The 26,204-nt window shown below is 72.0% G+C and carries 20 protein-coding genes; 14 read left to right on the top strand and 6 right to left on the bottom strand.

Annotation, left to right across the window (positions count from 1 at the left end; genetic code table 11):
• The first annotated feature begins 290 nt into the window (after positions 1-290).
• The 4 genes from uvrB (at position 291) to ACZ7MX_RS27285 (ending at position 6,461) form a co-directional block, all read left to right on the top strand.
• Positions 291-2,423: an excinuclease ABC subunit UvrB gene (uvrB, locus tag ACZ7MX_RS27300; RefSeq protein ID WP_472135870.1), complete on the top strand. Its 2,133-nt coding sequence runs from the start codon at positions 291-293 to the stop codon at positions 2,421-2,423.
• Between the two features lie 166 nt (positions 2,424-2,589).
• Entirely contained in the window at positions 2,590-3,168 is a 579-nt protein-coding gene (locus ACZ7MX_RS27295) for a TerD family protein (protein ID WP_030811182.1), read from the top strand.
• 104 nt (positions 3,169-3,272) lie between these two features.
• Positions 3,273-5,243, top strand: a complete 1,971-nt coding sequence (locus tag ACZ7MX_RS27290; protein WP_472135869.1) for a TerD family protein — start codon at positions 3,273-3,275, stop codon at positions 5,241-5,243.
• 216 nt (positions 5,244-5,459) lie between these two features.
• Positions 5,460-6,461 (top strand): TerC family protein, encoded by a 1,002-nt coding sequence (locus tag ACZ7MX_RS27285; RefSeq protein WP_472135868.1) that lies wholly within the window; start codon positions 5,460-5,462, stop codon positions 6,459-6,461.
• Positions 6,462-6,537: 76 nt separating this feature from the next.
• On the opposite strand, the gene ACZ7MX_RS27280 is transcribed toward ACZ7MX_RS27285, so the two are convergent.
• The 3 genes from ACZ7MX_RS27280 to ACZ7MX_RS27270 all read right to left on the bottom strand — a co-directional run bounded on the left by ACZ7MX_RS27280 (position 6,538) and on the right by ACZ7MX_RS27270 (position 9,661).
• Entirely contained in the window at positions 6,538-7,194 is a 657-nt protein-coding gene (locus tag ACZ7MX_RS27280; RefSeq protein ID WP_472135867.1) for an MBL fold metallo-hydrolase, read from the bottom strand.
• Positions 7,195-7,204: 10 nt separating this feature from the next.
• Positions 7,205-7,948: a maleylpyruvate isomerase family mycothiol-dependent enzyme gene (locus ACZ7MX_RS27275; protein ID WP_472135866.1), complete on the bottom strand. Its 744-nt coding sequence runs from the start codon at positions 7,946-7,948 to the stop codon at positions 7,205-7,207.
• A 132-nt stretch (positions 7,949-8,080) separates the two neighbouring features.
• Complete coding sequence (locus ACZ7MX_RS27270; protein ID WP_472135865.1) at positions 8,081-9,661, bottom strand: FAD-dependent oxidoreductase; 1,581 nt, start codon at positions 9,659-9,661, stop codon at positions 8,081-8,083.
• 71 nt (positions 9,662-9,732) lie between these two features.
• On the opposite strand from ACZ7MX_RS27270, the gene ACZ7MX_RS27265 reads away from it, so the two are divergent.
• Together ACZ7MX_RS27265 and uvrA are read left to right on the top strand one after the other, a co-directional pair.
• A complete protein-coding gene (locus tag ACZ7MX_RS27265) occupies positions 9,733-10,506 on the top strand; it encodes a TetR/AcrR family transcriptional regulator (protein WP_472135864.1) in 774 nt (257 codons plus the stop codon).
• A gap of 284 nt (positions 10,507-10,790) precedes the next feature.
• Positions 10,791-13,847 (top strand): excinuclease ABC subunit UvrA, encoded by a 3,057-nt coding sequence (gene uvrA, locus ACZ7MX_RS27260; RefSeq protein ID WP_472135863.1) that lies wholly within the window; start codon positions 10,791-10,793, stop codon positions 13,845-13,847.
• 75 nt (positions 13,848-13,922) lie between these two features.
• On the opposite strand, the gene ACZ7MX_RS27255 is transcribed toward uvrA, so the two are convergent.
• Together ACZ7MX_RS27255 and ACZ7MX_RS27250 are read right to left on the bottom strand one after the other, a co-directional pair.
• Positions 13,923-14,939 (bottom strand): carbohydrate kinase family protein, encoded by a 1,017-nt coding sequence (locus ACZ7MX_RS27255; RefSeq protein WP_472135862.1) that lies wholly within the window; start codon positions 14,937-14,939, stop codon positions 13,923-13,925.
• Complete coding sequence (locus ACZ7MX_RS27250; protein WP_472135861.1) at positions 14,936-16,105, bottom strand: LacI family DNA-binding transcriptional regulator; 1,170 nt, start codon at positions 16,103-16,105, stop codon at positions 14,936-14,938. Before ACZ7MX_RS27250 ends, ACZ7MX_RS27255 begins: the two co-directional genes overlap by 4 nt.
• 389 nt (positions 16,106-16,494) lie before the next feature.
• Here ACZ7MX_RS27250 and ACZ7MX_RS27245 point away from each other — a divergent pair, with 389 nt between their 5' ends.
• Positions 16,495-16,926, top strand: a complete 432-nt coding sequence (locus ACZ7MX_RS27245) for a Rieske (2Fe-2S) protein (RefSeq protein WP_472135860.1) — start codon at positions 16,495-16,497, stop codon at positions 16,924-16,926.
• 90 nt (positions 16,927-17,016) lie between these two features.
• Here the strand turns inward: ACZ7MX_RS27245 and ACZ7MX_RS27240 are convergent, their stop codons facing one another.
• Positions 17,017-17,955 carry a hypothetical protein gene (locus ACZ7MX_RS27240; RefSeq protein ID WP_472135859.1) on the bottom strand — a complete coding sequence of 313 codons (939 nt, stop codon included), beginning with the start codon at positions 17,953-17,955 and terminating at the stop codon, positions 17,017-17,019.
• Positions 17,956-18,192: 237 nt separating this feature from the next.
• On the opposite strand from ACZ7MX_RS27240, the gene ACZ7MX_RS27235 reads away from it, so the two are divergent.
• From ACZ7MX_RS27235 to gap, 7 genes are all read left to right on the top strand, one after another.
• Positions 18,193-18,828 (top strand): papain-like cysteine protease family protein, encoded by a 636-nt coding sequence (locus tag ACZ7MX_RS27235; protein ID WP_472135858.1) that lies wholly within the window; start codon positions 18,193-18,195, stop codon positions 18,826-18,828.
• Positions 18,829-18,831: 3 nt separating this feature from the next.
• Positions 18,832-19,710, top strand: a complete 879-nt coding sequence (locus ACZ7MX_RS27230; protein ID WP_472135857.1) for a hypothetical protein — start codon at positions 18,832-18,834, stop codon at positions 19,708-19,710.
• 102 nt (positions 19,711-19,812) lie between these two features.
• On the top strand, positions 19,813-21,933 hold the full coding sequence (uvrC, locus tag ACZ7MX_RS27225) for an excinuclease ABC subunit UvrC (RefSeq protein ID WP_472135856.1): 2,121 nt from the start codon (positions 19,813-19,815) through the stop codon (positions 21,931-21,933).
• 59 nt (positions 21,934-21,992) lie between these two features.
• Positions 21,993-22,883 (top strand): RNase adapter RapZ, encoded by an 891-nt coding sequence (gene rapZ, locus ACZ7MX_RS27220; RefSeq protein WP_472136005.1) that lies wholly within the window; start codon positions 21,993-21,995, stop codon positions 22,881-22,883.
• Positions 22,880-23,941, top strand: a complete 1,062-nt coding sequence (locus ACZ7MX_RS27215; RefSeq protein WP_030411881.1) for a gluconeogenesis factor YvcK family protein — start codon at positions 22,880-22,882, stop codon at positions 23,939-23,941. Before rapZ ends, ACZ7MX_RS27215 begins: the two co-directional genes overlap by 4 nt.
• The gene (whiA, locus tag ACZ7MX_RS27210; RefSeq protein ID WP_018091880.1) at positions 23,932-24,921 is read left to right on the top strand and encodes a DNA-binding protein WhiA; all 990 of its coding nucleotides are present in this window, start codon (positions 23,932-23,934) and stop codon (positions 24,919-24,921) included. The genes ACZ7MX_RS27215 and whiA overlap by 10 nt, the downstream gene beginning before the upstream one ends.
• 230 nt (positions 24,922-25,151) lie before the next feature.
• Positions 25,152-26,156, top strand: a complete 1,005-nt coding sequence (gene gap / locus ACZ7MX_RS27205; protein WP_030411882.1) for a type I glyceraldehyde-3-phosphate dehydrogenase — start codon at positions 25,152-25,154, stop codon at positions 26,154-26,156.
• Positions 26,157-26,204 lie beyond the last annotated feature (48 nt).

Below are 26,204 nucleotides of genomic sequence, written 5' to 3'. Positions count from 1 at the left end.
TGTCACCCTTCGGGTCTCTGAACGGTTTTGGGTGCACGCAGGGAAGAAGGGGCGCGCGGCGACCGCCGCGCGGGGGCTCCCTCGCGATCAGGGAACGGTGCTGTCGCGCCGGCGGAGACGATGATCACCGGGGCGTGTCGCGTCGGCGGTCCCGCGCCGCCCGGCCGAAGCCGCCGCACCGCGCCCCGCGCCCGCCGGCAGCACCGCCCGCCCGCCGGGCCCGCTCGCGAATTCGCAGGTCGGAGCAGTGGCCACGTCGATTGTCAGTGGCGGGTCGTACGGTGGATCCCATGCGGCCCGTATCAAAGATCGAACGCACGGTGGCACCTTTCGAGGTCGTCAGCCCGTACCGACCCAGTGGTGACCAGCCGGCGGCCATCGCCGAGCTGGAGCAGCGCATCCGCGGGGGTGAGAAGGACGTCGTCCTGCTGGGCGCGACCGGTACCGGCAAGTCGGCGACCACCGCGTGGATGATCGAGAAGCTGCAGCGCCCGACCCTCGTGATGGCGCCCAACAAGACCCTCGCGGCCCAGCTCGCCAACGAGTTCCGCGAGCTGCTCCCGAACAACGCCGTCGAGTACTTCGTCTCCTACTACGACTACTACCAGCCCGAGGCGTACGTCCCGCAGTCCGATACGTACATCGAGAAGGACTCCTCCATCAACGAGGAGGTCGAACGGCTGCGCCACTCCGCGACGAACTCCCTGCTCACCCGGCGTGACGTCGTCGTGGTCGCCTCGGTGTCCTGCATCTACGGCCTGGGCACGCCCCAGGAGTACGTCGACCGGATGGTGCCGCTCAAGGTCGGCGACGAGATCGACCGCGACCAGCTGCTGCGGCGCTTCGTCGACATCCAGTACAGCCGCAACGACCTGGCCTTCACCCGCGGCACGTTCCGGGTCCGCGGTGACACCATCGAGATCTTCCCGGTCTACGAGGAGCTGGCCGTCCGGATCGAGATGTTCGGCGACGAGATCGAGGCGCTCTCCACCCTCCACCCGCTCACCGGCGAGGTGATCAGCGACGACCAGCAGCTGTACATCTTCCCGGCCAGCCACTACATCGCCGGTCCCGAGCGCATGGAGCGGGCCATCGCCGGCATCGAGGCCGAGCTGGCCGACCGGCTCACCACCCTGGAGAAGCAGGGCAAGCTGCTGGAGGCCCAGCGGCTGCGGATGCGCACCACGTACGACATCGAGATGATGCGCCAGATCGGCTCCTGCTCCGGTATCGAGAACTACTCCATGCACATGGACGGCCGCGAGCCCGGCTCGGCGCCCAACACCCTCATCGACTACTTCCCGGAGGACTTCCTCCTGGTCATCGACGAGTCGCACGTCACCGTCCCGCAGATCGGCGCCATGTACGAGGGCGACGCCTCCCGCAAGCGCACCCTCGTCGACCACGGCTTCCGGCTGCCGTCCGCCCTGGACAACCGGCCGCTGAAGTGGGAGGAGTTCCTGGACCGCATCGGGCAGACCGTGTACCTGTCCGCGACCCCCGGACCGTACGAGCTGGCCCGCAGCGACGGCTTCGTGGAGCAGATCATCCGCCCCACCGGCCTGGTCGACCCGGAGGTCGTGGTCAAGCCCACCGACGGGCAGATCGACGACCTGGTGCACGAGATCCGCACCCGCACCGAGAAGGACGAGCGCGTCCTGGTCACCACGCTCACCAAGAAGATGGCCGAGGACCTCACCGACTACTTCCTGGAACTCGGCATCCAGGTCCGCTACCTGCACAGCGACGTCGACACCCTGCGGCGCGTCGAGCTGCTGCGCGAGCTGCGTTCCGGCGAGTTCGACGTCCTGGTGGGCATCAACCTGCTGCGGGAGGGCCTCGACCTGCCCGAGGTGTCCCTGGTGGCCATCCTGGACGCCGACAAGGAGGGCTTCCTGCGCTCCGGGACCTCGCTGATCCAGACCATCGGCCGCGCCGCGCGCAACGTCTCCGGCCAGGTGCACATGTACGCCGACAAGGTCACCCCGGCGATGGAGAAGGCCATCGACGAGACCAACCGCCGCCGGGAGAAGCAGCTGGCGTACAACAAGGAGCACGGCATCGACCCGCAGCCGCTCCGCAAGAAGATCGGTGACATCGTCGCCACCATCGCCCGCGAGGAGATCGACACCCGGGAGCTGCTGGGCAGCGGCTACCGCAAGGCAGGCGACGCCAAGGACACCAAGGGCAAGGCGCCGGTCCCGGCGCTCGGCGCCAAGGCGGCGAAGGGCAAGGGCGCCAAGGCGGAGGCCCCGCTGACGGACCGTCCGGCGGCCGAACTCGCCGAGCTCATCGAGGAGATGACGGAGCGGATGCGGGCCGCCGCGGCCGAGCTGCAGTTCGAGATCGCCGCCCGACTGCGCGACGAGGTCGGCGAGCTCAAGAAGGAGCTGCGGCAGATGAGGGAGGCCGGCGTGAAGTAGTGGGGGCCGGGCGGGTGGCGCACTCACCAGGACGGGTGGCGCGCCCGCCCTGGTGTTGCAGAAACGCCACAAACACGGGCCCGCGACGCCCCGGGCCCGTCGTCCTGCGTAGGGTCGAAGCTGCCGCCGGAGACGTGGGCGGGACGGTACAGAGAGGGGACGGCGCGTGTCGGTCAATTTGTCCAAGGGGCAGGGCATCAGCCTGCAGAAGTCCGACGGGGGGACGCTGACCGCGGTCCGGATGGGGCTCGGGTGGCGCTCGGCGCCGCGCCGCGGACTGTTCGGCCGGCGGACCAAGGAGATCGACCTCGACGCCTCGGCGGTGCTGTTCGCCGGCAAGCAGCCGATCGACGTCGTCTTCTTCCAGCACCTGGTCAGCGACGACGGCGCGGTCCGGCACACCGGTGACAACCTGGTCGGCGGTGCCGGCCAGGGCGGCGACGACGAGGCGATCCTGGTCGACCTGGCGCGGCTGCCGGTCCACATCGACCAGATCGTCTTCACCGTCAACTCCTTCACCGGGCAGACCTTCACCGAGGTGGAGGACGCCTTCTGCCGGCTGGTCGACGAGACCACCGGCCAGGAGCTGGCCCGCTACACCCTCACGGGCGGCGGCAACTACACCGCACAGGTCATGGCCAAGGTGCACCGCGTCGGCGACGGCTGGAAGATGACCGCCATCGGCGAGCCCTCCGTCGGCCGCACCTTCCAGGACCTGGTTCCGGCGATCGTCCCGCACCTGTAAACCGCCGCAGCACCACGGCAGCGCGCACCCGGGCCGCGCCGCCGTGCGCCCCGGGCAGCCGCCCGGGGCGGGCCCGGGACGAGTGACAACCAGGGGGAAGAACGATGACGGCCGAGCTGGTCCGGGGCCAGAACCATCCGCTGGACCGGAGCCGGGTGGAGATCCGGATCGCGGCGGGCGTCCCCGTCGTGGCCGGGGTGACGCTCGGCGACGAGCAGGGCGGGCTGCCGGGCCCCGAAGCCGTGGTCCACCCGGGTGCGCCCCGTCGGCCCGGCGTCGAGGTGCCCGGCCGGGCGGCGGCCGAGCACCGCATCACGGTGGACCTCGACGCGCTGCCCGCGGCCGTCCACCGCGTCAGCGTGCTGCTGGCGCTCGCCGCCCGGAGCGGCGCGCCGGCCACCTTCGGCGCGGCCCCCGCCCCGTCCGTACGGCTCACCGCCGTCGACGGCACGGGCCTGGCCGGCTGCACCCTCACCGGACTGACCGCCGAGACGGCCGTCGTCGCCGTCGAGCTGTACCGCCGCCAGGGAGCCTGGAAGGTACGGGCGGTGGGCCAGGGTTACGCCGACGGTCTGGCCGCGCTGCTGCAGGACCAGGGACTGGCCCGGGCGGCCGAACTCGCCGCCGGGATCGAGGCGGCGACCGCACCGGCCCCGGCCGGAGAGGTCCCGGCGCGCGAGGCCCCTGCCCTCGCCGCCACGTCCGCGGCCGCCACCCCGGCCGCCGGCGGTCCCGTCGACTACCGCCACCCGCAGCGCCGCAGCACCCCGGCGCCCGGCCCCACGCCGCCCGCCACCGCCCCGTCCGGTGCCCCCGTGTCCGGTGCCCCCGTGGCGGACGGCCCTCCGCCACCCGTGGCCGGGGACGCCGCCGGATGGAGCATGGAGGAGCGGCTCTACAACCAGATCTGGGGCATGTTCGAGGATCTGGCCCGTTCGGTCGCGGCGTACCGCAGCGCCTCGGACTTCGCCGAGTCCCGTCTGGCGCAGGAGCTCGACGAGGTCCTCGCCGACCCGCGCAACCGCCTGGGCGCCGCCGCCGACGTCGCCCGGGCCACCGCCCGGGACCGGCACGCCACCCTCCTGACCCGGGCCCGCGCCGCCCTCGACCGCGACCTGGCCCAGCTGACCGCCGAGTCGGAGGTCGTCGAGCCCGCCCTGCCGCCCGCGTTCGCCCGCTGGGACAACCCCGTATGGCAGGGCCACCACGTCCCTCTGGAGCGCCCGATGGCGCTGCGGCTGGGCGATCTGCACCTCCCCGAGGTGCTGGACCTGCGCATCCCCATGCTCGTCCGGCTCCCGTTGGAGCGCGGACTGTGGATCGACAGCGGGCCCGACTCCCTCGCCCGCGGCGCGGAGCCCGGACGGGAGCGCGAGTTCGGCCGGCGCGAGCTGGGCAGCGCGCTGACGGAGGGCCCGCCGGACCCGGCGGAACTACGGCGGCTCGCCCTGGAGGCCGCCGTCGCGATCGCCGCCCGGCTGCTGGCCGTCCACCCCGCCGGGGAGTTCGCCGTGCAGGTCATCGACCCCGCGGGTGCGGCGGGTCAGGCGCTCGCGCCGCTCGTGGAGACCGGTGCCCTGCCGGGGCCTCCGGTGCCCGGCGCCCAGGGGGTGGCCACGGTCCTGGAGGGGCTGATCAGACGGGTCGACCTGGTCCAGATGGCGGTGCGCAGCCGGGCCGCGGACGCGCTCCCGCCCGATCTGGACACCGCCGAACAGCTGCTGATCGTCCATGACTTCCCGCACGGCTTCGACGACCGCGCGGTGACCATGCTCCGCTATCTGGCCGACGAGGGCCCGGCAGCCGGGGTCCATCTGATGATGGTCGCCGACCGTGCCCAGGCCCGGGAGTTCGGCCCGGTGCTGGACCCGCTGTGGCGTTCCCTGCTGCGCCTCACCCCGGTGCCGGACGCCCACCTCGCCGATCCCTGGGTCGGCCACGCCTGGACGTACGAGCCGGCGCTCGCCCCGAAGGGCAGCCAGGTGGTGCGCCAGGTGCTGACCCGGCTCGCGGAGGCCCGCCGCGCCGCCGCCCGCACCGAACCCGCCGGGCCACCCCTGCCGCCAGCCCCCTGACCAGCACTTTTACCCATTACTTTACTAAATCTTGGTCCTCCTTTACTCTTCTTGGTGCGGAGGGGAGTACTCCCGATGCGGCGCACCCGTCATCACGGATCGTGAGTGTGACGAGATCCCGGGACGCCGGCCCCGTGCCCTTCGGGCGGCGCGGGGCGGAAGAGACCTCCGGCAGCGACGACGCTGTGAGTGCCGTACGACTCTGCCGGAGGAGCAGTGGACACTTCCCTGACCCTGTGGGTGCTGACCATCCTTGGTCTCTGCGCCCTGATCGCCGCCGACTTCTTCATCGGCGGCCGCACACCGCACGAGGTCTCCCTGAAGGAGGCCGGCACCTGGACCGCCGTCTGGATCGCCCTCGCCGCGCTGTTCGGCCTCGGGCTGCTGGTCTTCGGCGGGACCGCACCGGCCGGTGAGTTCTTCGCCGGCTTCATCACCGAGAAGTCCCTGAGCGTCGACAACCTCTTCGTCTTCGTCCTGATCATGGCGAAGTTCGCGGTCCCGGCGGTCTACCAGCAGCGGGTGCTGATGGTGGGCGTCCTGATCGCACTGGTCCTGCGGGCCGGCTTCATCGGCGCGGGCGCCGCGATCATCGCCAACTTCTCCTGGGTCTTCTACCTCTTCGGCGCGTTCCTCATCTGGACGGCCTGGAAGCTCATCCAGGAGGCGCGGGCGGACCAGGAGGACGAGGAGTTCGAGGAGAACCGCTTCCTGAAGATGGTCGAGCGGCGCTTCCCGTCGACCGACCGCTACCACGGCACCAAGCTGTTCGTCGTCGAGAACGGCAAGCGGCTGATGACCCCGATGCTGATCGTCATGCTGGCGATCGGCACCACCGACGTCCTCTTCGCCCTGGACTCCATCCCGGCGATCTTCGGCCTCACCCAGGACCCGTACATCGTCTTCACCGCCAACGCCTTCGCCCTGATGGGCCTGCGTCAGCTGTACTTCCTCATCGGCGGACTGCTGAAGAAGCTGGTCCACCTCTCCTACGGCCTGTCGGTCATCCTCGGCTTCATCGGCGTGAAGCTCGTGCTGCACGCGCTCCACGAGTCCGGAGTGGCCGTACCGGAGATCAGCATTCCGGTCTCCCTGGGCGTCATCTGCGCCGTGCTGGTCGTCACCACGCTCACCAGCCTGCGCGCCTCGAAGAAGCAGTCGGCGGCCGAGGCGGCACCCGTCGAGGCGGCGGACGCCGAGGAGCGCATCGGGTCCTGACCATCCGGAGACGGGCCGGCGCACGGCCCGTCTCCGCTCGCCCCGATGGCCGGTCGACCCCGGCCCGTCAGTCCCGCTACCAGCCCCGCTCGCGCCACTGGGCCAGATGCGGGCGCTCGGCGCCCAGGGTGGTGTCGTTGCCGTGGCCCGGGTAGACCCAGGTCTCGTCGGGGAGTTCGCCGAAGAGCTTGCTCTCCACGCCGTCGATCAGACTGCTGAACTTCTCGGCGTCGCCCCAGGTGTTGCCGACACCGCCGGGGAACAGGCAGTCGCCGGTGAACAGATGCGGAGGGCCGTGCGGGTCGTCGTAGACGAGCGCGATGCTGCCGGGGGTGTGACCGACCAGATGGCGCGCCGTCAGCCGGACCCGGCCGACGGTGATCGTGTCGCCGTCGTCGACCAGGACGTCCGTGGGGACGGGGATGCCCTCGGCGTCGTACCGGCCCGCGTACGTCCGCGCGCCCGTCGCGCCGACCACCTCCCGCAGCGCACCCCAGTGGTCGCCGTGGCGGTGCGTGGTCACGACGGACGCCAGACCGCTCTCGCCGACCAGCGCCAGGATGGTGTGCGGATCCGCGGCCGCGTCGATCAGCAACTGCTCGTCGGTCGCCCGGCACCGCAGCACATAGGCGTTGTTGTCCATCGGACCGACCGCGACCTTCGAGATCATCAGGTCGGTCAGCTCGTGCACGTCGGCCGGTCCGCCGACCTTCACTGCTCCGCTGTAGGCCATGAACCCCACTCTAGAGCGGGGGTACGACAGGCAGCGCGGAGCCGTGACCGTCGAGTTCCTTGCCGTCCCCGCGCCCGGTGAGCCACCCGACCAGGGCCGTTGCGGAGCCGCTCACCACCACGGGCGCGGCCTCGTCGCCCGGGCCGGTGGCCGCGCGGCCGGTGCGCCAGTGGCGGCCGTCGTCGGTGCGGATCTCCAGGGCGGGCAGGTCCGGATGCCCGGCGAACTTGATGGTGGTGAGGAACGCCAGCTCGCCGTCGATGAACGCGGGCGACAGCTGGTCCAGGGTGTGGCCCACGCCGAGGTCCAGGTGGTGCAGCTCCACCTCGGCCAGCCGGCGCAACGGCAGCCGGTCGGCGCGCTCCACGACCCCGTTGCGCATCTCCACCTCGAAGGCGCGGCGCGCCTCCGGCAGCGCGTCCACCGCCGCGTCGAACCGCGCGGCGCTCTCCTTGAGGTCCGTCAGATGCGCCTCCAGGGAGCGGTCGGCGTCCCGCTCGATGTCGGCGTCCCGGGCCTCGGCGCCGGCGTACATCGGCGTACGGACGTCCGTCCGTGCCCAGGTGAGGAGGTTGACCAGGGCGTCCGCGTTGCGTGCCAGATGGGCGAGGACATGGCCGCGGGTCCATTCGGGGAGCAGCGAGGGTTCCCCGATCGCCGCGTCGTCGAGCTTGCCCAGCGAGATCAGGAGCCGGTCGGTGGCCTCACGAACGGCGGCCACATCGTGCGCGAAGTGGGGCGGGGTGACGGTCATGTTCCGAAGCTAGCGCCGCCCGGGCGGGTTCGGGAGTCGGCGGACACCGATCGGGGCGTACGCGGGGCGGGACGGGCGGCGCGCGGCGACCGGCCGGGCCACCGGGCGCCACCCTCCCAGGGGCCGGCCGCGTCAGCCCGTCAGGTCGGCGGGCGGGCCGAACCACTGCCGCAGCGCGGCCGCCGGCCCGTCCGGCGCACCCGTCGTGTCACCCGCGTCGGCCGCGGCCCCGGGGACGTCCGCGGCCCAGGCGGTGCAGCCGTCCGGCCGCACCAGCAGGCCCGCGAGCCCCGGCCGCTGCGGGCAGCCGGTGGTCAGCAGCCGCACCCGGCCGCCATATCCGGCGGCGCACTTGCGCAGCTCCGCGTCATCGGCGAGATCGAGCAACAGCCCTTGCCCGTCCCGCAGATGGTCCCCGAGCCGGCTGCCGTCGGAGAGCTCCAGGTCGGGTGCGCTGCGGCCGGTCAGCGGATGGTCGCCGGGCAGGTCGTAGCGCTGCCAGACACCGGAGATCTTCTTCGCGAAGAAGGTGGTGGCGGTGACCGTGCCCGCCAGTTCGGCGACGATCCGGCGCAGCGCCCCCGCATGCGACTCGGGCCGCATCAGCGCCACCTGGGCACGGGTCCAGTCCAGCACCCAGGCGCCTATCGGGTGCCGCTCGGCCGTGTAGGTGTCGAGCAGCCCCTCGGGTGCCCAACCGTGCACCGTCGCGGCCAGCTTCCAGCCGAGGTTCATCGCATCGCCGATGCCCAGGTTCAGCCCCTGCCCGCCGAACGGCGAGTGGACGTGAGCCGCGTCACCGGCGAGCAGCACCCGTCCCGCCCGGTAGTCGGGCACCTGGCGGGCGTTGTCGGTGAACCGGGTCGCCGAGATCACCTTGTGGACCCGCACCTCGTCCACCCCGGAGACGCGGCGCAGCGACGCCTCCAACTCCTGTGCGGTGACCGGAGCTTCCCGGTCCGCGGGCGGCCCGTCGAATTCGACGGTGAGGAACCGGCCGGGCATCGGACCGTGCGCGTACGTCCCGTGCTCCGTCCAGTTCCAGCCGGCCCCCAGCGCCTCGGTACCGGTCATCTCCACCAGGGCCTGGCGGCCGGTGATCCCCGGGGCCGTGCCGGGGAACGGGAATCCGGCGAGCCGGCGGACCGTGCTGCGGCCACCGTCGCACCCCACCAGCCAGCCGGTCCGCAGCGTGCCCTGCGAGGTGTGCACCCGCACCCCGTCGTCTCCGGCGTCGAAGCCGGTCAGCGTCACCCCGCGGCGCACCTCGACGCCCAACTCGGCGGCGCGCGCGGCGAGCAGCCGTTCCAGGGACTCCTGGGGGACCAGGCCGACGTCGGCGGCGGGTCCGGCGGCGTCGAAGTCCGGATCGGACTCGTCGAGCAGATCGCCGCGCAGCATGATGCCCGCGAAGTGCCCGGCGAACTTGGGCGGTTGCTGCACCACGGAGGCGCCGGCGGCCTGCCGCTGGCTCAGGAACGCGCTGAACCTCCCCAGGGCGGTGCGCTGCACCTCGGCCAGCTCCGGGAGCAGTCCGCGCCGGTAGAAGGCCTCCGCGCTGGGGGTGTTGATCGCCCCCGCCTTGATCGTCGTGTCCACCTCGGTCAGCCGCTCCAGGACGACGACCGGGACATCGGCCAGTGCCAGTTCGCAGGCGAGCATCAGCCCCACCGGGCCGCCCCCTGCCACGACTACGTCTGCGTCATAGGTCATGGCGCGAAGTGTAGCCACTAAAAACTTTTGGCGGCTCAAAATTGTCGGAGGGGGCGCCTAGGATTTCCGGCATGGTGGATGTGCAGCAGCGTGCGGACGCGCGGACCGGTCGGGACCCGAAGGGCGGGAGTGCGACGGGCGGGAGCGCGCCCGGTGCGGGGCACCGGTCCGAAGCGGCCCGCGGCCGGCAGCCGGAGACCGGCTTCGAGGTGGAGGACGGGCGGCTGACGCTGCGCGAGCGCAAGAAGCTGCGCACCCGCCGGCGGATCTCCGGCGAGGCCACCCTGCTCTTCATCGAGCGCGGCTTCGACAACGTCACCGTCGCCGAGGTGGCCCGCGCCGCCGAGGTCTCCACGATGACCGTCTTCAACTACTTCCCGCGCAAGGAGGACCTCTTCCTCGACCGCATCCCCGAGGGGCAGGAGCTGATCCGCCGCGCCGTACGGGACCGCGGCCCGGACGAGACGCCGCTGGCCGCCCTCCGCCGGCTCGTCCTCGACCTGCTCGCCGAGCGGCATCCGCTGTGCGGGGTGGGGGAGGGGTTCGAGCACTTCTGGCGTACGGTGCTGGACTCCCCGGCGCTGCGGGCCCGGGCCCGCGAGGCGGTCGAGGAGCTGGAGGGCACCCTCGCCGGACTGCTCGCCGAGGCCGCGGGCGGCGACGCCGGGCGGCCGGACCACTCCGCCCGGCTGGCCGCGGCACTGATCGTCGCCGGGATCCGGACCGCGTACGCCGAGGCCGTGGGCCGTCAGCTCGCGGGGGAGCCGGTCGGTGAGGTGGCCGCCGGGCAGGCGGAGGTGCTGCAGCGCACCTTCGAGGCGCTGGAGCGGGCACTGCCGGCTTGACGGGCCGGCCGGGCCGTGCCGCGGGCGTTTCCGCAGCGTACGGGCGTGCGACGGGCCGGGAAGGATGTGTGGCCGCCACACGTTTGGGTGAAGAGGGCTTCCGGCCCCCGTAAATCGAATGCGCGTGCTATAGGCTCGTGTGTGGCATCCCAAAGACAGTGCCGCTGCGGGCCCCATACCCTGGGGCGGGGGCCCCGCTCCGTTCCGCCGCCTCTGCTCATCACCGAGCGGCGGACGCAGAAGCCCGCGGCTCCCGCCCCTCTCCAAGAAAGGTGCCGACCGGCGTGGCCGACCGTCTCATCGTCCGTGGCGCTCGCGAGCACAACCTCCGCAACGTCTCGCTCGACCTCCCCCGCGACTCCCTCATCGTCTTCACGGGCCTCTCCGGTTCGGGCAAGTCCTCGCTCGCCTTCGACACGATCTTCGCCGAGGGGCAGCGGCGTTACGTCGAGTCGCTGTCCTCGTACGCCCGCCAGTTCCTCGGGCAGATGGACAAGCCCGATGTGGACTTCATCGAGGGCCTGTCCCCCGCGGTGTCGATCGACCAGAAGTCGACGTCGCGCAACCCGCGCTCGACGGTCGGCACGATCACCGAGGTCTACGACTACCTCCGGCTCCTCTTCGCCCGCATCGGCAAACCGCACTGCCCCGAGTGCGGCCGGCCGATCGCCCGGCAGTCGCCGCAGGCCATCGTCGACAAGGTCCTGGAGCTGCCCGAGGGCAGCCGCTTCCAGGTGCTCTCCCCGCTGGTGCGCCAGCGCAAGGGAGAGTTCGTCGACCTCTTCTCCGACCTCCAGACCAAGGGCTACAGCCGCGCCCGGGTCGACGGCGAGACCATCCAGCTCGCCGAGCCGCCCACGCTGAAGAAGCAGGAGAAGCACACCATCGAGGTGGTCGTCGACCGCCTCACGGTCAAGGAGAGCGCCAAGCGCCGGCTGACCGACTCCGTCGAGACCGCCCTCGGCCTCTCCGGCGGCATGGTCATCCTCGACTTCGTCGACCTCGACCCGGACGACCCCCAGCGCGAGCGGATGTACTCCGAGCATCTGTACTGCGCCTACGACGACCTCTCCTTCGAGGAGCTCGAACCCCGCTCCTTCTCCTTCAACTCGCCCTTCGGCGCCTGCCCCGAGTGCACCGGCATCGGGACGCGCATGGAGGTCGACCCCGAGCTGATCGTCCCCGACGAGGACCGCTCCCTCGACGAGGGCGCCATCCACCCCTGGTCCGGCGGACACACCAAGGAGTACTTCGGCCGCCTGGTCGGCGCGCTCGCCGACGCCCTCGGGTTCCGTACGGACATCCCCTGGGCCGGGCTGCCGGCCCGCGCCAAGAAGGCGCTGCTGTACGGCCACAAGACCCAGATCGAGGTCCGCTACCGCAACCGCTACGGCCGCCAGCGCGCCTACACCACCCCCTTCGAGGGCGCGGTGCCGTTCGTCAAGCGCCGGCACTCCGAGGCCGAGAGCGACAGCAGCCGCGAGCGCTTCGAGGGCTATATGCGCGAGGTGCCCTGCCCGACCTGTGAGGGCACCCGGCTGAAGCCGATCGTGCTCGCCGTCACGGTCCAGGAGAAGTCGATCGCCGAGGTCGCGGCCATGTCGATCAGCGACTGCGCCGACTTCCTGCGGGGGATGACGCTCAACGCCCGTGAGAAGAAGATCGCCGAGCGGGTGCTCAAGGAGGTCAACGAACGACTGAAGTTCCTGGTCGACGTCGGCCTGGACTACCTCTCGCTGAACCGCGCGGCCGGCACCCTCTCCGGCGGTGAGGCCCAGCGCATCCGGCTCGCCACCCAGATCGGCTCCGGCCTGGTCGGCGTGCTCTACGTCCTCGACGAGCCGTCCATCGGTCTGCACCAGCGCGACAACCACCGGCTGATCGAAACCCTGGTGCGGCTGCGCGACATGGGCAACACCCTGATCGTGGTGGAGCACGACGAGGACACCATCAAGGTCGCCGACTGGGTCGTGGACATCGGCCCGGGCGCCGGTGAACACGGCGGCAAGGTCGTGCACAGCGGCCCCATGAAGCAGCTGCTGACCAACAAGGAGTCGATCACCGGTCAGTACCTGTCCGGCAAGAAGGCCATCGCGACCCCGGACGTCCGCCGGCCCGCCGACCCCGCCCGCCGGCTGACGGTGCACGGCGCGAAGGAGAATAACCTCCGCGACATCGACGTCTCCTTCCCGCTCGGCGTGTTCACGGCCGTCACCGGCGTCTCCGGCTCCGGCAAGTCGACGCTGGTCAACGACATCCTCTACACCCACCTCGCGCGCGAGCTGAACGGCGCCAAGTCGGTACCGGGCCGGCACACCCGGGTCGCCGGGGACGACCTGGTGGACAAGGTCGTCCATGTCGACCAGTCCCCGATCGGCCGGACCCCGCGCTCCAACCCGGCCACCTACACCGGTGTCTTCGACCACGTCCGCAAGCTCTTCGCGGAGACGATGGAGGCCAAGGTCCGGGGCTATCTGCCGGGACGCTTCTCGTTCAACGTCAAGGGCGGCCGCTGCGAGAACTGCTCCGGCGACGGCACGATCAAGATCGAGATGAACTTCCTGCCGGACGTGTACGTGCCGTGCGAGGTCTGCCACGGCGCGCGCTACAACCGCGAGACGCTGGAGGTCCACTACAAGGGCAAGTCCATCGCCGAGGTGCTGGACATGCCCATCGAGGAGGCGCTGAGCTTCTTCGAGGCGGTCCCCACCATCGCCCGGCACCTCAAGACCCTCCACGAGGTCGGCCTCGGATACGTCCGCCTCGGACAGTCCGCGCCGACGCTCTCGGGCGGTGAGGCGCAGCGCGTCAAGCTGGCCAGCGAGCTGCAGAAGCGCTCGACGGGCAGCACGGTCTACGTCCTCGACGAGCCGACCACCGGTCTGCACTTCGACGACATCAGCAAGCTGATCAACGTGCTGTCCGGGCTGGTCGACAAGGGCAACACCGTGATCGTCATCGAGCACAACCTCGATGTGATCAAGACGGCGGACTGGGTCGTCGACATGGGTCCCGAGGGCGGCAACGGCGGCGGCCTGGTCGTCGCCGAGGGCACGCCCGAGGAGATCGCCTCGGTCCCGGCCAGCCACACCGGCAAGTTCCTGCGGGACATCCTCGGCGACCGGGTCAGCGACGCCGTGACGGTCGCGGCCGGCAACGGCGGCCGCTCGGCCGGCCCCGGCGCGGCGAAGACCCCGCCCGCCAAGAAGCCGGCCGCCAAGAAGACCGCGGTGAAGAAGACCGCGGCGAAGAAGACCGCGGCGAAGAAGACCGCGGCCACGGCGACGAAGAAGACCGCTGCCAAGAAGACCGCGGCACGCACCCGCCGGTCCGCGTCCTGACGCGCCACCGGCCCGGCCGGGACCCACGAGGGCCCCGGCCGGGCCGGTGCGGACCGCGACCGCTGGACCGCCGGCTTATGCCGCCAGTTCCGTCGCGTACGGCGGCTCCGCGCCCGCTCGGGAGCAGGTGATGGCGGCCGCACGGGCGGCGAAGCGGAGGATGTCCTCCCAGTCCTTGTCGCCGAGGGCGGCGAGCGCGGCGTACGAGAGCGCGTCATGGGCGTCGAGCCGGTGCAGCAGCGCCGCGTTGACGGTGTCGCCCGCTCCGATGGTGTCGACGACGGTGACACGCTCACCGGGGACGGTCAGTTCGCGGCCGTCCCGCGTCAGCACCGTCAGCCCCGCGCCGCCATGGGTGAGCACGATCGCCGCGGGCCCCACGGCCAGCCACTCCCGGGCCGCCGCGAGGACCGCCGACCGGCCGCTGGCCGTACCGGCATAAGCCGCATCCCCGCCCGTACCGGCGCCCGGACCGCCGTCCGCAGCGGCCTCCCGCCCCGCCAGCCACAGTGCGTCCTCCTCCGACAGCTTCAGCAGGGCGACATGCGGCAGCCGCGAGCGGAAGCGGGCGCGATAGGCGTCCGGATCGGGGATCAGGCCCGGGCGGACATTGGGGTCGAGGGCGGTGAAGACGCCGCGCGCGGCCTCGCGTCGCAGCAGGGACTCGTAGGCGCTCGCCCCCGGTTCCAGCACCAGCGAGCAGGTGCCCAGGGAGAGCGCGCGGACCGCGGCGGGCAGCTCCCGCGGCAGGGTGAAGAGCCGGTCGGCGGTGCCGTCGGCGTAGAAGCCGTAGCCCGCCGAGCCGTCCGGGCTGATGTCCGCCACCGCGAGGGTGGTCGGCTCGGCGCCGCGCTGCACCAGCGAGGTGTCCACCCCACCGCTGCGCAGCCCGTTCAGCAGCGCCTCGCCGAAGCTGTCGGTCGAGACCCGGGAGCAGAACGCGGTGGGCGAGCCCAGCCGCCCCAGGGCGACCGCGGTGTTGTACGGGCCACCGCCGCGCCGCGGCAGCAGCGCGGGCAACTGGCCGTCCAGGGAAGGGCCTTGAGAGCTGGGGACGAGGTCGATGAGCGCCTCGCCGGCGACGACGATCACGGGTTGGGGTTCCTTTCCTGGGCGGCCTGGGCGGCCTGGGCAGCGGCCGGAACGGCCGGGCGAGCGGCCGGGCGAGTGGCCGGTGCGGCCGGGGAAGCGGTCCGTTCGGCCTGGTGAGCAGCGTGTCCGGCCGGGTTGGCGGCCGGGCCGGGGCCGGTCGCCGGGCCGGTTTCGGGGCAGCCGCACGACGTACGGTGCACGAAGGTGCAGGGCAGACGGACGGTGCGCGGCGGCCGGCCGGGCTCCGCCAGCCGCTCCAGCAGCAGCCGGACCGCGGTGGCCCCGATCTCCTTGCTGGGCTGGGCGATCGCGGTCAGCCGGGGGCTGAAGAGGTCGGCCCAGGAGAAGTCGTCGAAGCAGGCCAGCGCGAGGTCACGGGGGACGTCGAGGCCCAGGCCGCGCAGCGCACGGAGCGCGCCGATGGTCATCGCGTTGTTGGCGGTGATCAGTGCGGTGGGCGGTTCGGGCGCGGCGAGCAGCTGCCGGGTGGCGTCCTCGGCGCCCTCCGCCTCGGAATTGCCGCCGGCCAGGAGTTCGGGCGCGAAGGGGAGGCCCCGCGAGCGCAGGCCCTCGCGGTAGCCCTGGACGCGCTCCGTGGTCGTGCTCAGCCCCGGCAGCCCGGCGACCAGGCCGATCCGGGTGTGCCCTGCGTCGGCGAGGTGCTCGACGAGCTCCCGCACCGGGCCGGTGCTCTCCGCGCACACCTGGTCGTGTTCCTCGCCGACCAGCCGGTCCAGGAAGACGGTGGGCACCTCACGCCGGGCCAGATAGGCGGCCATCTCGGCGGGCTCCGCTGACGGCGCGACGATCACGCCGTCCACCCGGCGTTCGTGCAGCAGCTGGACGACCTTGCGCTCGTGCTGCGGATCGTCGTGCGGATCGGCGATCAGCAGGCTGTAGCCGGCCTGCAGCGCACCGGCCTCGACGCCCTGGAGGATCTCGGTGAAGTACGGGTTGCTGATCGCCGAGACCGCCAGGCCGATCGACCGGGTGCGGGCGGTCACCAGCGAGCGGGCCAGGGTGTTGTGGGTGTAGCCGAGCTCCTCGATGGCGCCGAGCACCGCCGCCCGGGTGTCCGGGCGCACCGGCCGGGTCCCGTTCAGCACGTGCGAAACGGTGGCGACGGAGACCCCCGCCCGCCGCGCCACATCCACCATCGTCGTCATCCGGCTCTTCCTCCCCGCGGGTACGGCGCCAGGGCGGCGCCCACGGCCGCGCCCGTACGGCGGCCTCGTCCCGCGAGATCCCCACAGTACGAGCATCGCCGCCAAACGTAAACGCTTGCGTAAGCGTTTACGTGCAGGGTGGTCCGTCCTGTGCAGCCGCTGCTGTCGAAGAGCTGTCGGAGAGCGGCCGGAGAACGGCCGGAGACCAACTGGGGGCCGGCCGGAGACCAGCCGGAGGCCAAGGGCCGCAGTCCTGGAGGAGTGGGAGGAGATCGGGCAGGCGCTGCTCGGGGGCCGTCCGGCCCGACCGGAAGGGAAGGAAGTCGTGCCGGTATCGTCGGGATCCGTCCGCCTCTGAACCTGTGAACCGTGTGATCCCTGGAGCCGTCATGAGCCAGCCCCCCGCCCGCCGGACCGTACTTCGGGGTGCCGCGCTCGCCGGGGCCGCCGGCTTCGGGCTGGCGGCCTGCACGCCCAACGGCTCGGACGACTCGGACGACTCGGCGATCCCCGACAAGCCCGTGGAGCTGGGGTCCGCCGCCGACGTCCCGGTCGGCGGCGCCAAGCTCTACCGCGAGGACCGGCTCGTCGTCTCCCAGCCCGCCAAGGGCACGTACAAGTGCTTCAGCGCCAAGTGCACCCACGCCGGCTGCATCCTGTCCGACGTCGAGAAGAAGGAGGGCAGCTGCCCCTGCCACGGCAGCCGCTTCGACGTCACCACCGGCAAGGTCGTCCAGGGCCCGGCGTCCGAGCCGCTGCCCGAGGTCCCGGTCAGGGCCGAGCACGGCAAGCTGATCGCGGGCCCGAGCACGGCAAGCTGATTGCGGACCGACGGGCCGGCCTGCCCGGCCGACCACCCCCCACCCCCATCGGGATGCCGCCCTTACCCCCCATCCCACCCGATGCCGCCCTTATCCCCAATCCCACCCGATCCCCAGTATTCCGGGCCGCACCCCCTGCTCGACGAGGTGGACGGCGTGGTACCGGCCGCTGAGCGTCAGCTCCTGCTGGGCGCTGCGCGGGGCGCCCGCCGAGGCCTGGGCGAAGCGGCGGCAGCGCACCGGCAGCGCCGCCTCGTCGAACCGCACCTGCAGCACGTACTGGCAGCCGGCGAAACTGAAACCGCGCAGGTACTCGCTGCTGGGGCCGCCGCTGCCGTCCTCGAAGACGTAGCCGAAGACATGGGTGTCGCCGGCCCGCAGCCGGGTGTCGAAGAGCAGCTCGGCGACCACCACACCGGCCTCGGCGTGCCCGCGCACCCGGCCCAGCCGGCAGTTCTCGCCGGCGTGCACCCGCACCCGGGCGGGCTCGCAGCCCGCCTCGCCGCGGTGGATGGCGACATAGCGGTCCACGCCGTCCCGGTGGGCCCGGACCACCTGGTGGGACTCCCGCTCGACCAGCTGGCGCTGCGGCCCGATGCGGACCCGTTCGTGGTGGCCGACGGTGTGCAGCCCGCCGTCCGCGGGCGCCTCCAGCTCGACGAACAGCCGCTGCAGCGCGTCGGCGGGCGCCACCAGCGAGCGGTACGTGCGGGCGACCGGCCGCTCGGCCTCCCGGTGGGCACCGCCCTGCGGCACCAGCAACCGGTGCAGGGACTGCGCGGGCAGTTCCAGGACCTCCTCCAGGGCGCGGACCGCCCGCAGCGATTCGGGCCGCTGCGGCCGCCGGGCGCCCTGCTGCCAGTAGCTCAGGCTGGTCACCCCGATGGTGATGCCGCGCTGGGCGAGCTTGTGCTGGACCCGGGTGAGGGCCAGCCCCCGGGCGGTGAGCGCGGAGCGCAGGGCGAGATGGAACGGACCGGTCCGCAGGAGCTGGGCCAGCTCGGCCGACTGGGGAGTGTTCTGTGCCATGTCCTCTTCCTCCGGCGCGCGGGTGAACGTTCACATCCGGATTGCGCGCCGCGTGCTCTCCGTGCCTGTTCACTGCAGTACGCCGGGCACCGGTCGTTCACATCCGGGCCCGTCCGTCCACACCCCCATGTCATCCCGCATTGAAGCGTGTTGACCTGCCTGCGACAACACCCGATGCTCCTTCGCAAGCATCCGGATGCGCTCCTCTCCCCCTCACCCCCCATCGGGAGGAACGCCATGCCACGTGCACCCCTGTCCCGCCGGAGATGGCTGTCGGCCGCGGCGCTGACCACCGCCGTACTGACCGCCTCCTCCACCGCGACCACCGCGGCGGCCACCCCGCCCGCCCGTCCGTCGCACCCCGCCGCCACGGCCGCCCCCGCGCGACCCCTGACCGCCAACCGCCTCGACATCTCCATGCAGGCCCAGGAGAAGACCAACTGGTGCTGGGCCGGCTCCGGCAACACCATCGCCACCTGGTACGGCAGGAACTACAGCCAGAACCAGTTCTGCAACGCCGCGTTCGACCGCCAGCAGGGCACCACCTGCCCCAACAACCAGGCCACCCTGGGCAACGTGCAGAACGCCTTCGACTGGATGGGCATCAACTCCGGCTCCTACGTGACCGGATGGCTCCGCTACAGCACCGTCCAGAACGAGATCAACGCCAACCGGCCCATCGAGACCCGCATCCAGTGGTCCTCCGGCGGCGGCCACATGCACGTCGTCTACGGCTACGACACCGACAACAACTGGATCTACTGGGGCGATCCCTGGCCCTCCAACTACCGTTATAACTGGGGCGATTTCGACTACTACGTCAACGGCAGCTCCTTCTCCTGGACGCACTCCCTCTACCGGATAGGAGCCTGAGGCATGACGCAGCGCACCGCCGCCTCCCACGCCGTCCGTGCCGTCGCCACCGGAGCGCTGGCCGCCGCCCTGATCGGCCTCGCGCCGTACACCGCGGTCGCCGCGCCCGTCCCCGCGCCGCAGGCACCGGCCCGGGCGAGCCTCACCGCGGCCCACGACGCGGCCACCGCCCCCGCGACCCTGAAGACCGTGGCCCGCTTCTTCGCCGCCGACCAGGAGCGCGAAGGCGCCCGGGCCGTGGCGCCCGGCACCGTACGGCCGCACATCGAGGGCGCCGCCGTCCCGGTCTACTCCCTCTCCCCGGACTTCGTCCGCGGCACCGCCCACGCCCCCGTGGCCCGGCTGGAGTTCCTCGCCAGCAAGGCCGTCGCCGCCGACGGCCGGACCGCCTCGGTGTGGACCGTGCGGCACGGTGGCACCTGGAAGGTGGTCAACATCGCCAGCGGCGACGACGAGACCCGCTACGCCGCGGCCGGCGCCGCCCGGGACGCGGCCGGCACGGTCTTCCACGAGCCGCAGATCGACGCCTGGTACCTCCAGCGCGGCGACCGCATCGAGCCGCTGGACGCGGACGCCCGGAAGGCCGTCGGCGCCCACGGCACCACCGTCGCCGCCTACCGCAAGCGGGTGGCGAAGGCCTACGGCGACAAGCTCCCCGGCTCCGCGTACGACCGGCGGGGCGAGGCCGGCGGTTACGGCCCGAAGGCCGCGGAGCGGGCCGCGCCCGCCGCGGAACCGGCCGCCGGGCAGCCCGCCCAGGCGTCCGCGGTGCCGGACGGCGACCTCCCCGTGACCGCCGCCACCACCGCGGCCGGCGCCGCCGCGCTGCTCGCCCTGGGCCTGTCCACCGCGACCGCCCTGCGCCGGCGCCGCCACCGCTGACCAGGGCGCCCGGCCGCCTGCCCGCCACCCCCACGGCGGGCAGGCACCCCGGCCGCGGTCCGGACACCGTGATTGTCGGTGGCGGTCAGTAGGGTGGGGTTCATGGCAGACCCCAGCAGCTACCGACCCAAGCCGGGACAGATCCCCGACTCGCCGGGGGTCTACAAGTTCCGCGACGAGCACGGCAGGGTCATCTACGTCGGCAAGGCCAAGAGCCTGCGCCAGCGCCTGGCCAACTACTTCCAGGACCTGGCCGGCCTCCACCCGCGCACCCGCACGATGGTCACCACCGCCGCCTCGGTGGAATGGACCGTCGTCTCCACCGAGGTCGAGGCGCTCCAGCTCGAATACAGCTGGATCAAGGAGTTCGACCCCCGCTTCAACGTCAAATACCGCGACGACAAGAGCTATCCGTACCTCGCGGTCACCCTCAACGAGGACTTCCCCCGCGCCCAGGTCATGCGCGGCGCCAAGAAGAAGGGCGTGCGCTACTTCGGCCCGTACGCCCACGCCTGGGCCATCCGCGAGACCGTCGACCTGATGCTGCGGGTCTTCCCCGTCCGCACCTGTTCCGCGGGCGTCTTCAAGCGCTCCGCCCAGATCGGCCGCCCCTGCCTGCTCGGCTACATCGGCAAGTGCTCCGCCCCCTGCGTCGGCCGGATCTCCGAAGCGGACCACCGCGAACTCGCCGAGGAATTCTGCGACTTCATGGCCGGCCGGACCGGCGCCTACATCCGCCGCCTGGAACGGCAGATGCAGGACGCCGCCGAGGAGATGGAGTACGAACGCGCCGCCCGGCTCCGCGACGACATAGGCGCCCTCAAGCGGGCCATGGAGAAGAGCGCCGTCGTCCTCGCCGACGCCACCGACGCCGACCTGATCGCCGTCGCCGAGGACGAACTCGAAGCCGCCGTCCAGATCTTCCACGTCCGCGGCGGCCGGGTCCGCGGCCAGCGCGGCTGGGTCACCGACAAGGTCGAGGCGGTCACCACCGGCGACCTCGTCGAACACGCCCTCCAGCAGCTCTACGGCGACGAGCAGGGCGACGCCGTGCCCAAGGAAGTGCTGGTCCCCGCCCTGCCCGACCCCGCCGAACCGGTCGCCCAGTGGCTCACCCAGCGCCGCGGCTCCCAGGTCTCCCTGCGCATCCCGCAGCGCGGCGACAAGAAGGACCTGATGGCCACGGTCGGCCGCAACGCCCAGCAGGCCCTCGCCCTGCACAAGACCAAGCGCGCCTCCGACCTCACCACCCGCTCCCGCGCCCTGGAGGAGATCGCCGAGGCCCTCGGCCTGGACTCGGTGCCGCTGCGCATCGAGTGCTTCGACATCTCCCACCTCCAGGGCGAGGACGTGGTCGCCTCCATGGTGGTCTTCGAGGACGGTCTGGCCCGGAAGAGCGAATACCGCCGCTTCCAGATCAGGGGGTTCGCGGGGCAGGACGACGTCCGGTCCATGCACGAGGTCATCGGCCGCCGTTTCCGGCGCTACCTCCAGGAGAAGCAGAAGTCGGGGGAGTGGACCGAGGAGCCCGGGCAGCCGGACGGCGAAACCCCCGAAACCCCCGAAACCCCCGAAACCCTCGAAGTCCCCGAAGCCCAAGCCCCTGAAGCCCCCTACGCCCCCGGCGAGGACACCGCCCCCGCCACCGGCGGCCCGCTCGACGACGACGGCCGCCCCAAGCGGTTCGCCTACCCTCCCCAGCTCGTCGTCGTCGACGGCGGCGCCCCGCAGGTCGCGGCCGCCCGCCGGGCCATGGACGAGCTCGGCATCGACGACGTCGCCGTCTGCGGCCTGGCCAAGCGCCTGGAGGAGGTCTGGCTGCCCGGCGAGGACGACCCGGTCGTCCTGCCGCGCAGCAGCGAGGGCCTCTACCTCCTCCAGCGCGTCCGCGACGAGGCACACCGCTTCGCGATCACCTACCAGCGCAGCAAGCGGACCAAGCGGCTGAAGGCCTCACCGCTCGACGCCGTGCCCGGCCTCGGCGACACCCGCCGCCACGCACTGCTCAAGCACTTCGGCTCGTTGAAGAAGCTGCGGGCCGCGACGATCGACGAGATCTGCGCGGTCCCGGGGGTCGGCCGCAAGACCGCCGAGACGGTCGCCGCGGCGCTGGCCGGAGCGGCACCGACCGCTCCCGCGGTGAACACCGCCACAGGAGAGATCATTGAGGATGACGGGGCCCCACCGGCCGCGTTGTCGGCAGAACGGGGGCAGGAACCATGAGCACAGAGCACGAGACGCAGGAAACCGAGAGAGACGGTGCACAAGTGAGTACGGGCACGATGCGCGAGTCCGAACCGGGCGAGAGCGCCGCGATCCCCGAGCTGGTGATCATCTCCGGGATGTCCGGCGCCGGCCGCAGCACCGCCGCCAAGTGCCTGGAGGACCTCGGCTGGTTCGTCGTCGACAACATCCCGCCCGAGCTGATCCCCCCGATGGTCGAGCTCGGCGCCCGCTCCCAGGGCAACGTCGCCCGCATCGCCGTCGTCGTCGACGTCCGCGGCCGCCGCTTCTTCGCCAACCTCAAGGAGTCCCTGGCCACCCTCGACGCGCAGAACGTCAAGCGCCGCATCGTCTTCCTGGAATCCTCCGACGAGGCCCTGGTGCGCCGCTTCGAGTCCGTGCGCCGCCCGCACCCCCTCCAGGGCGACGGCCGCATCGTCGACGGCATCGCCGCCGAACGCGACCTGCTGCGCGAGCTGCGCGGCGACGCCGACCTGGTCATCGACACCTCCAGCCTCAACGTCCACGAGCTCCGCGCCAAGATGGACGCCCAGTTCGCCGGCGAAGAGGTCCCCGAGCTCCGCGCCACCGTCATGTCCTTCGGCTTCAAGTACGGCCTGCCCGTCGACGCCGACATGGTCATCGACTGCCGCTTCATCCCCAACCCGCACTGGGTTCCCGAGCTGCGCCCCTTCACCGGCCTCAACGACGAGGTCTCCCACTACGTCTTCAGCCAGCCCGGCTCCAAGGAGTTCCTGGACGGCTACGCCGAGCTGCTGCGGATCGTCGCCGAGGGCTACCGCCGCGAGGGCAAGCGCTACGTGACCATCGCCGTGGGCTGCACCGGCGGCAAGCACCGCAGCGTCGCGATGTCCGAGAAGCTCGCCCGGAGGCTGGTCTCCGAGGGAGTGGAAACCGTCGTCGTCCACCGCGACATGGGGCGCGAGTGACCGGCCGCACACCACGGCTGCGCCGGGTCCGCCGATTCGTCCCCAGCGGCCGTGCGACGAAGGGCGCCACCCCCAAGGTGGTGGCGCTCGGCGGAGGCATGGGCCTGTCCGCCTCCCTCGCCGCGCTGCGCCGCATCACCGGTGACCTCACGGCCGTCGTCACGGTCGCCGACGACGGCGGCTCCAGCGGCCGGCTCCGCGACGAGCTCGGCGTGCTGCCGCCCGGCGACCTGCGCAAGGCGCTGGCCGCGCTGTGCGGCGACGACGACTGGGGCCAGACCTGGGCCCGGGTGATCCAGCACCGCTTCCAGAGCGAGGGCGAGCTGCACGACCACGCCGTCGGCAACCTCCTCATCGTCGCCCTGTGGGAGCAGCTCGGCGACCACGTCCAGGCACTCGACCTGGTCGGCAAGCTGCTCGGCGCCCACGGCCGGGTCCTGCCCATGTCGGCCGTCCCCCTGGAACTCCAGGCCCAGGTCAGGGGCCACGACCCGGACCACCCCGACGACCTCTCCACGGTCCGCGGTCAGGCCACCGTCGCCCTCACCCGCGGCGAGGTGCAGTCCGTCCACGTCGTCCCCGAGGATCCGCCGGCCGTTCCCGAGGCGGTCGCCGCGGTGCGTGACGCCGACTGGGTGGTTCTCGGCCCCGGATCCTGGTTCTCCTCCGTGATCCCCCATCTGCTGGTGCCAGAGCTGCGCCAGGCCCTGGAGGAGACCAAGGCACGCAAGGTCCTCTCCCTCAACCTCGCACCGCAGCCGGGCGAAACCGATGGCTTCTCCCCGCAGCGTCATTTGGAGGTTTTGGCCCGACACGCCCCTAAACTCGCCTTCGACGTGGTGCTGGCCGACAAGGCCGCCGTGCCCGACATCGATGGTCTGACGGTTGCCGCCAAGCAGCTCGTCGGCAGCGAGGTCGAGCTGGCGGCGGTTGCGGCGCAAGGAGACGACGCCCGGTCGACCGCCGGGGGAGCCCCCGACCGGCACGACCCGGAGCTGCTGGCCGCCGCGTACGACCGTATTTTTCGGATGCATGGAAGGATCGGCCCATGGCGATGACGGCTGCGGTGAAGGATGAGATCTCCCGGCTCCCCGTCACCCGGACCTGCTGCCGGAAGTCGGAGGTCTCGTCGATCCTGCGGTTCGCGGGAGGTCTGCACCTGGTCAGCGGACGCATTGTGATCGAGGCCGAGCTGGACACGGGCATCGCCGCCCGCCGGCTCCGCAAGGACATCCTGGAGATCTTCGGGCACAGCTCCGACCTGGTGGTGATGGCCCCCGGCGGACTGCGGCGCGGCAGCCGCTACGTCGTACGCGTGGTGGCCGGCGGCGACCAGCTGGCCCGCCAGACCGGCCTGGTCGACGGCCGCGGCCGCCCCATCCGCGGGCTGCCCCCGCAGGTAGTCTCCGGCGCCACCTGCGACGCCGAGGCCGCCTGGCGCGGGGCCTTCCTCGCCCACGGCTCGCTCACCGAACCCGGCCGCTCCTCCTCGCTGGAGGTCACCTGCCCCGGCCCCGAGGCGGCGCTCGCCCTGGTCGGCGCGGCCCGCCGCCTCGGCATCGGCGCCAAGGCCCGCGAGGTCCGCGGCGTGGACCGCGTCGTCGTCCGTGACGGTGACGCGATCGGCGCGCTGCTGACCCGGCTCGGCGCCCACGAGTCGGTGCTCGCCTGGGAGGAGCGGCGGATGCGCCGCGAGGTCCGGGCCACCGCCAACCGCCTCGCCAACTTCGACGACGCCAACCTCCGCCGCTCGGCGCGGGCCGCCGTCGCCGCCGGCGCCCGGGTGCAGCGCGCACTGGAGATCCTCGGCGAGGAGGTTCCCGAGCACCTCGCCGCGGCCGGCCGGCTGCGCATGGAACACAAGCAGGCGTCCCTGGAGGAGCTCGGCGCCCTCGCCGACCCGCCGCTCACCAAGGACGCGGTCGCCGGCCGGATCCGCCGCCTGCTGGCGATGGCCGACAAGCGCGCCCAGGACCTCGGCATCCCCGGCACCGAATCCAACCTCACCGAGGAACTCGCCGAGGGCATGGTCGGCTGACCCGACCCTCCGCACCCTCCTCACCCTCCCGTCCGCCCCCGGTGCCACGAGCGCACCGGGGGCGGTCGCGCAGGTACGTCCTCCGGCGAAAAACGCTCATCTGAGAAGCATCGAGCGCGTTTTGTCAATGTCACGTACGTCTCGTATAGGGGGTAGGGTCGGAGGCGGTCGGGGACAGCCCATACAGCTCGCCGGTGTCTTTGCCGGCGTACCAACGAGGAGATCGGTTCGTGACGATCCGCGTAGGCATCAACGGATTCGGCCGCATTGGTCGCAACTACTTCCGCGCGCTCCTGGAGCAGGGTGCGGACATCGAGATCGTCGGTGTCAACGACCTGACCGACAACGCCACCCTGGTCCACCTGCTCAAGTACGACACCATCCTGGGTCGCCTCAAGCAGGACGTCAGCCACACCGACGACACCATCACGGTCGGCAACCAGACCTTCAAGACGATGGCGGAGCGCGACCCGGCGAACCTCCCCTGGGGCGAGCTCGGCGCCGACATCGTCGTCGAGTCGACCGGCATCTTCACCAAGCGCGAGGACGCCGCGAAGCACCTCGCCGCCGGCGCCAAGAAGGTCCTGATCTCCGCGCCCGCCAAGGACGAGGACATCACGATCGTGATGGGCGTCAACAACGACAAGTACGACGCCGCCAACCACCACGTCATTTCCAACGCCTCCTGCACCACCAACTGTGTGGCGCCGATGGCGAAGGTCCTCGACGAGAACTTCGGCATCGTCAAGGGCCTGATGACCACGGTCCACGCGTACACCAACGACCAGCGCATCCTGGACTTCCCGCACAAGGACCTGCGCCGCGCCCGTGCCGCCGCGGAGAACATCATCCCGACCTCCACGGGTGCCGCCAAGGCCACCGCGCTGGTCCTCCCGCAGCTCAAGGGCAAGCTGGACGGCATCGCCATGCGCGTCCCGGTCCCCACCGGCTCGGTCACCGACCTCGTCCTGGAGCTCGACCGCGAAGTCAGCAAGGACGAGATCAACTCCGCGTTCCAGAAGGCCGCCGAGGGCCAGCTCAAGGGCATCCTGGAGTACACCGAGGACCCGATCGTCTCCTCGGACATCGTCAACTTCCCGGCCTCCTGCACCTTCGACTCCTCCCTGACGATGGCGCAGGGCAAGCAGGTCAAGGTCGTCGGCTGGTACGACAACGAGTGGGGCTACTCCAACCGCCTGGTGGACCTGACCACCTTCGTCGGCGGCCAGCTCTGATATCTCTGCCTGATACCCCAGGCACCGAGGTGTGAAGGACGGGGCTCG

The organism is Streptomyces sp. NPDC107765, from assembly GCF_055657085.1.
This window is presented reverse-complemented; position numbering and strand designations above follow the sequence as displayed.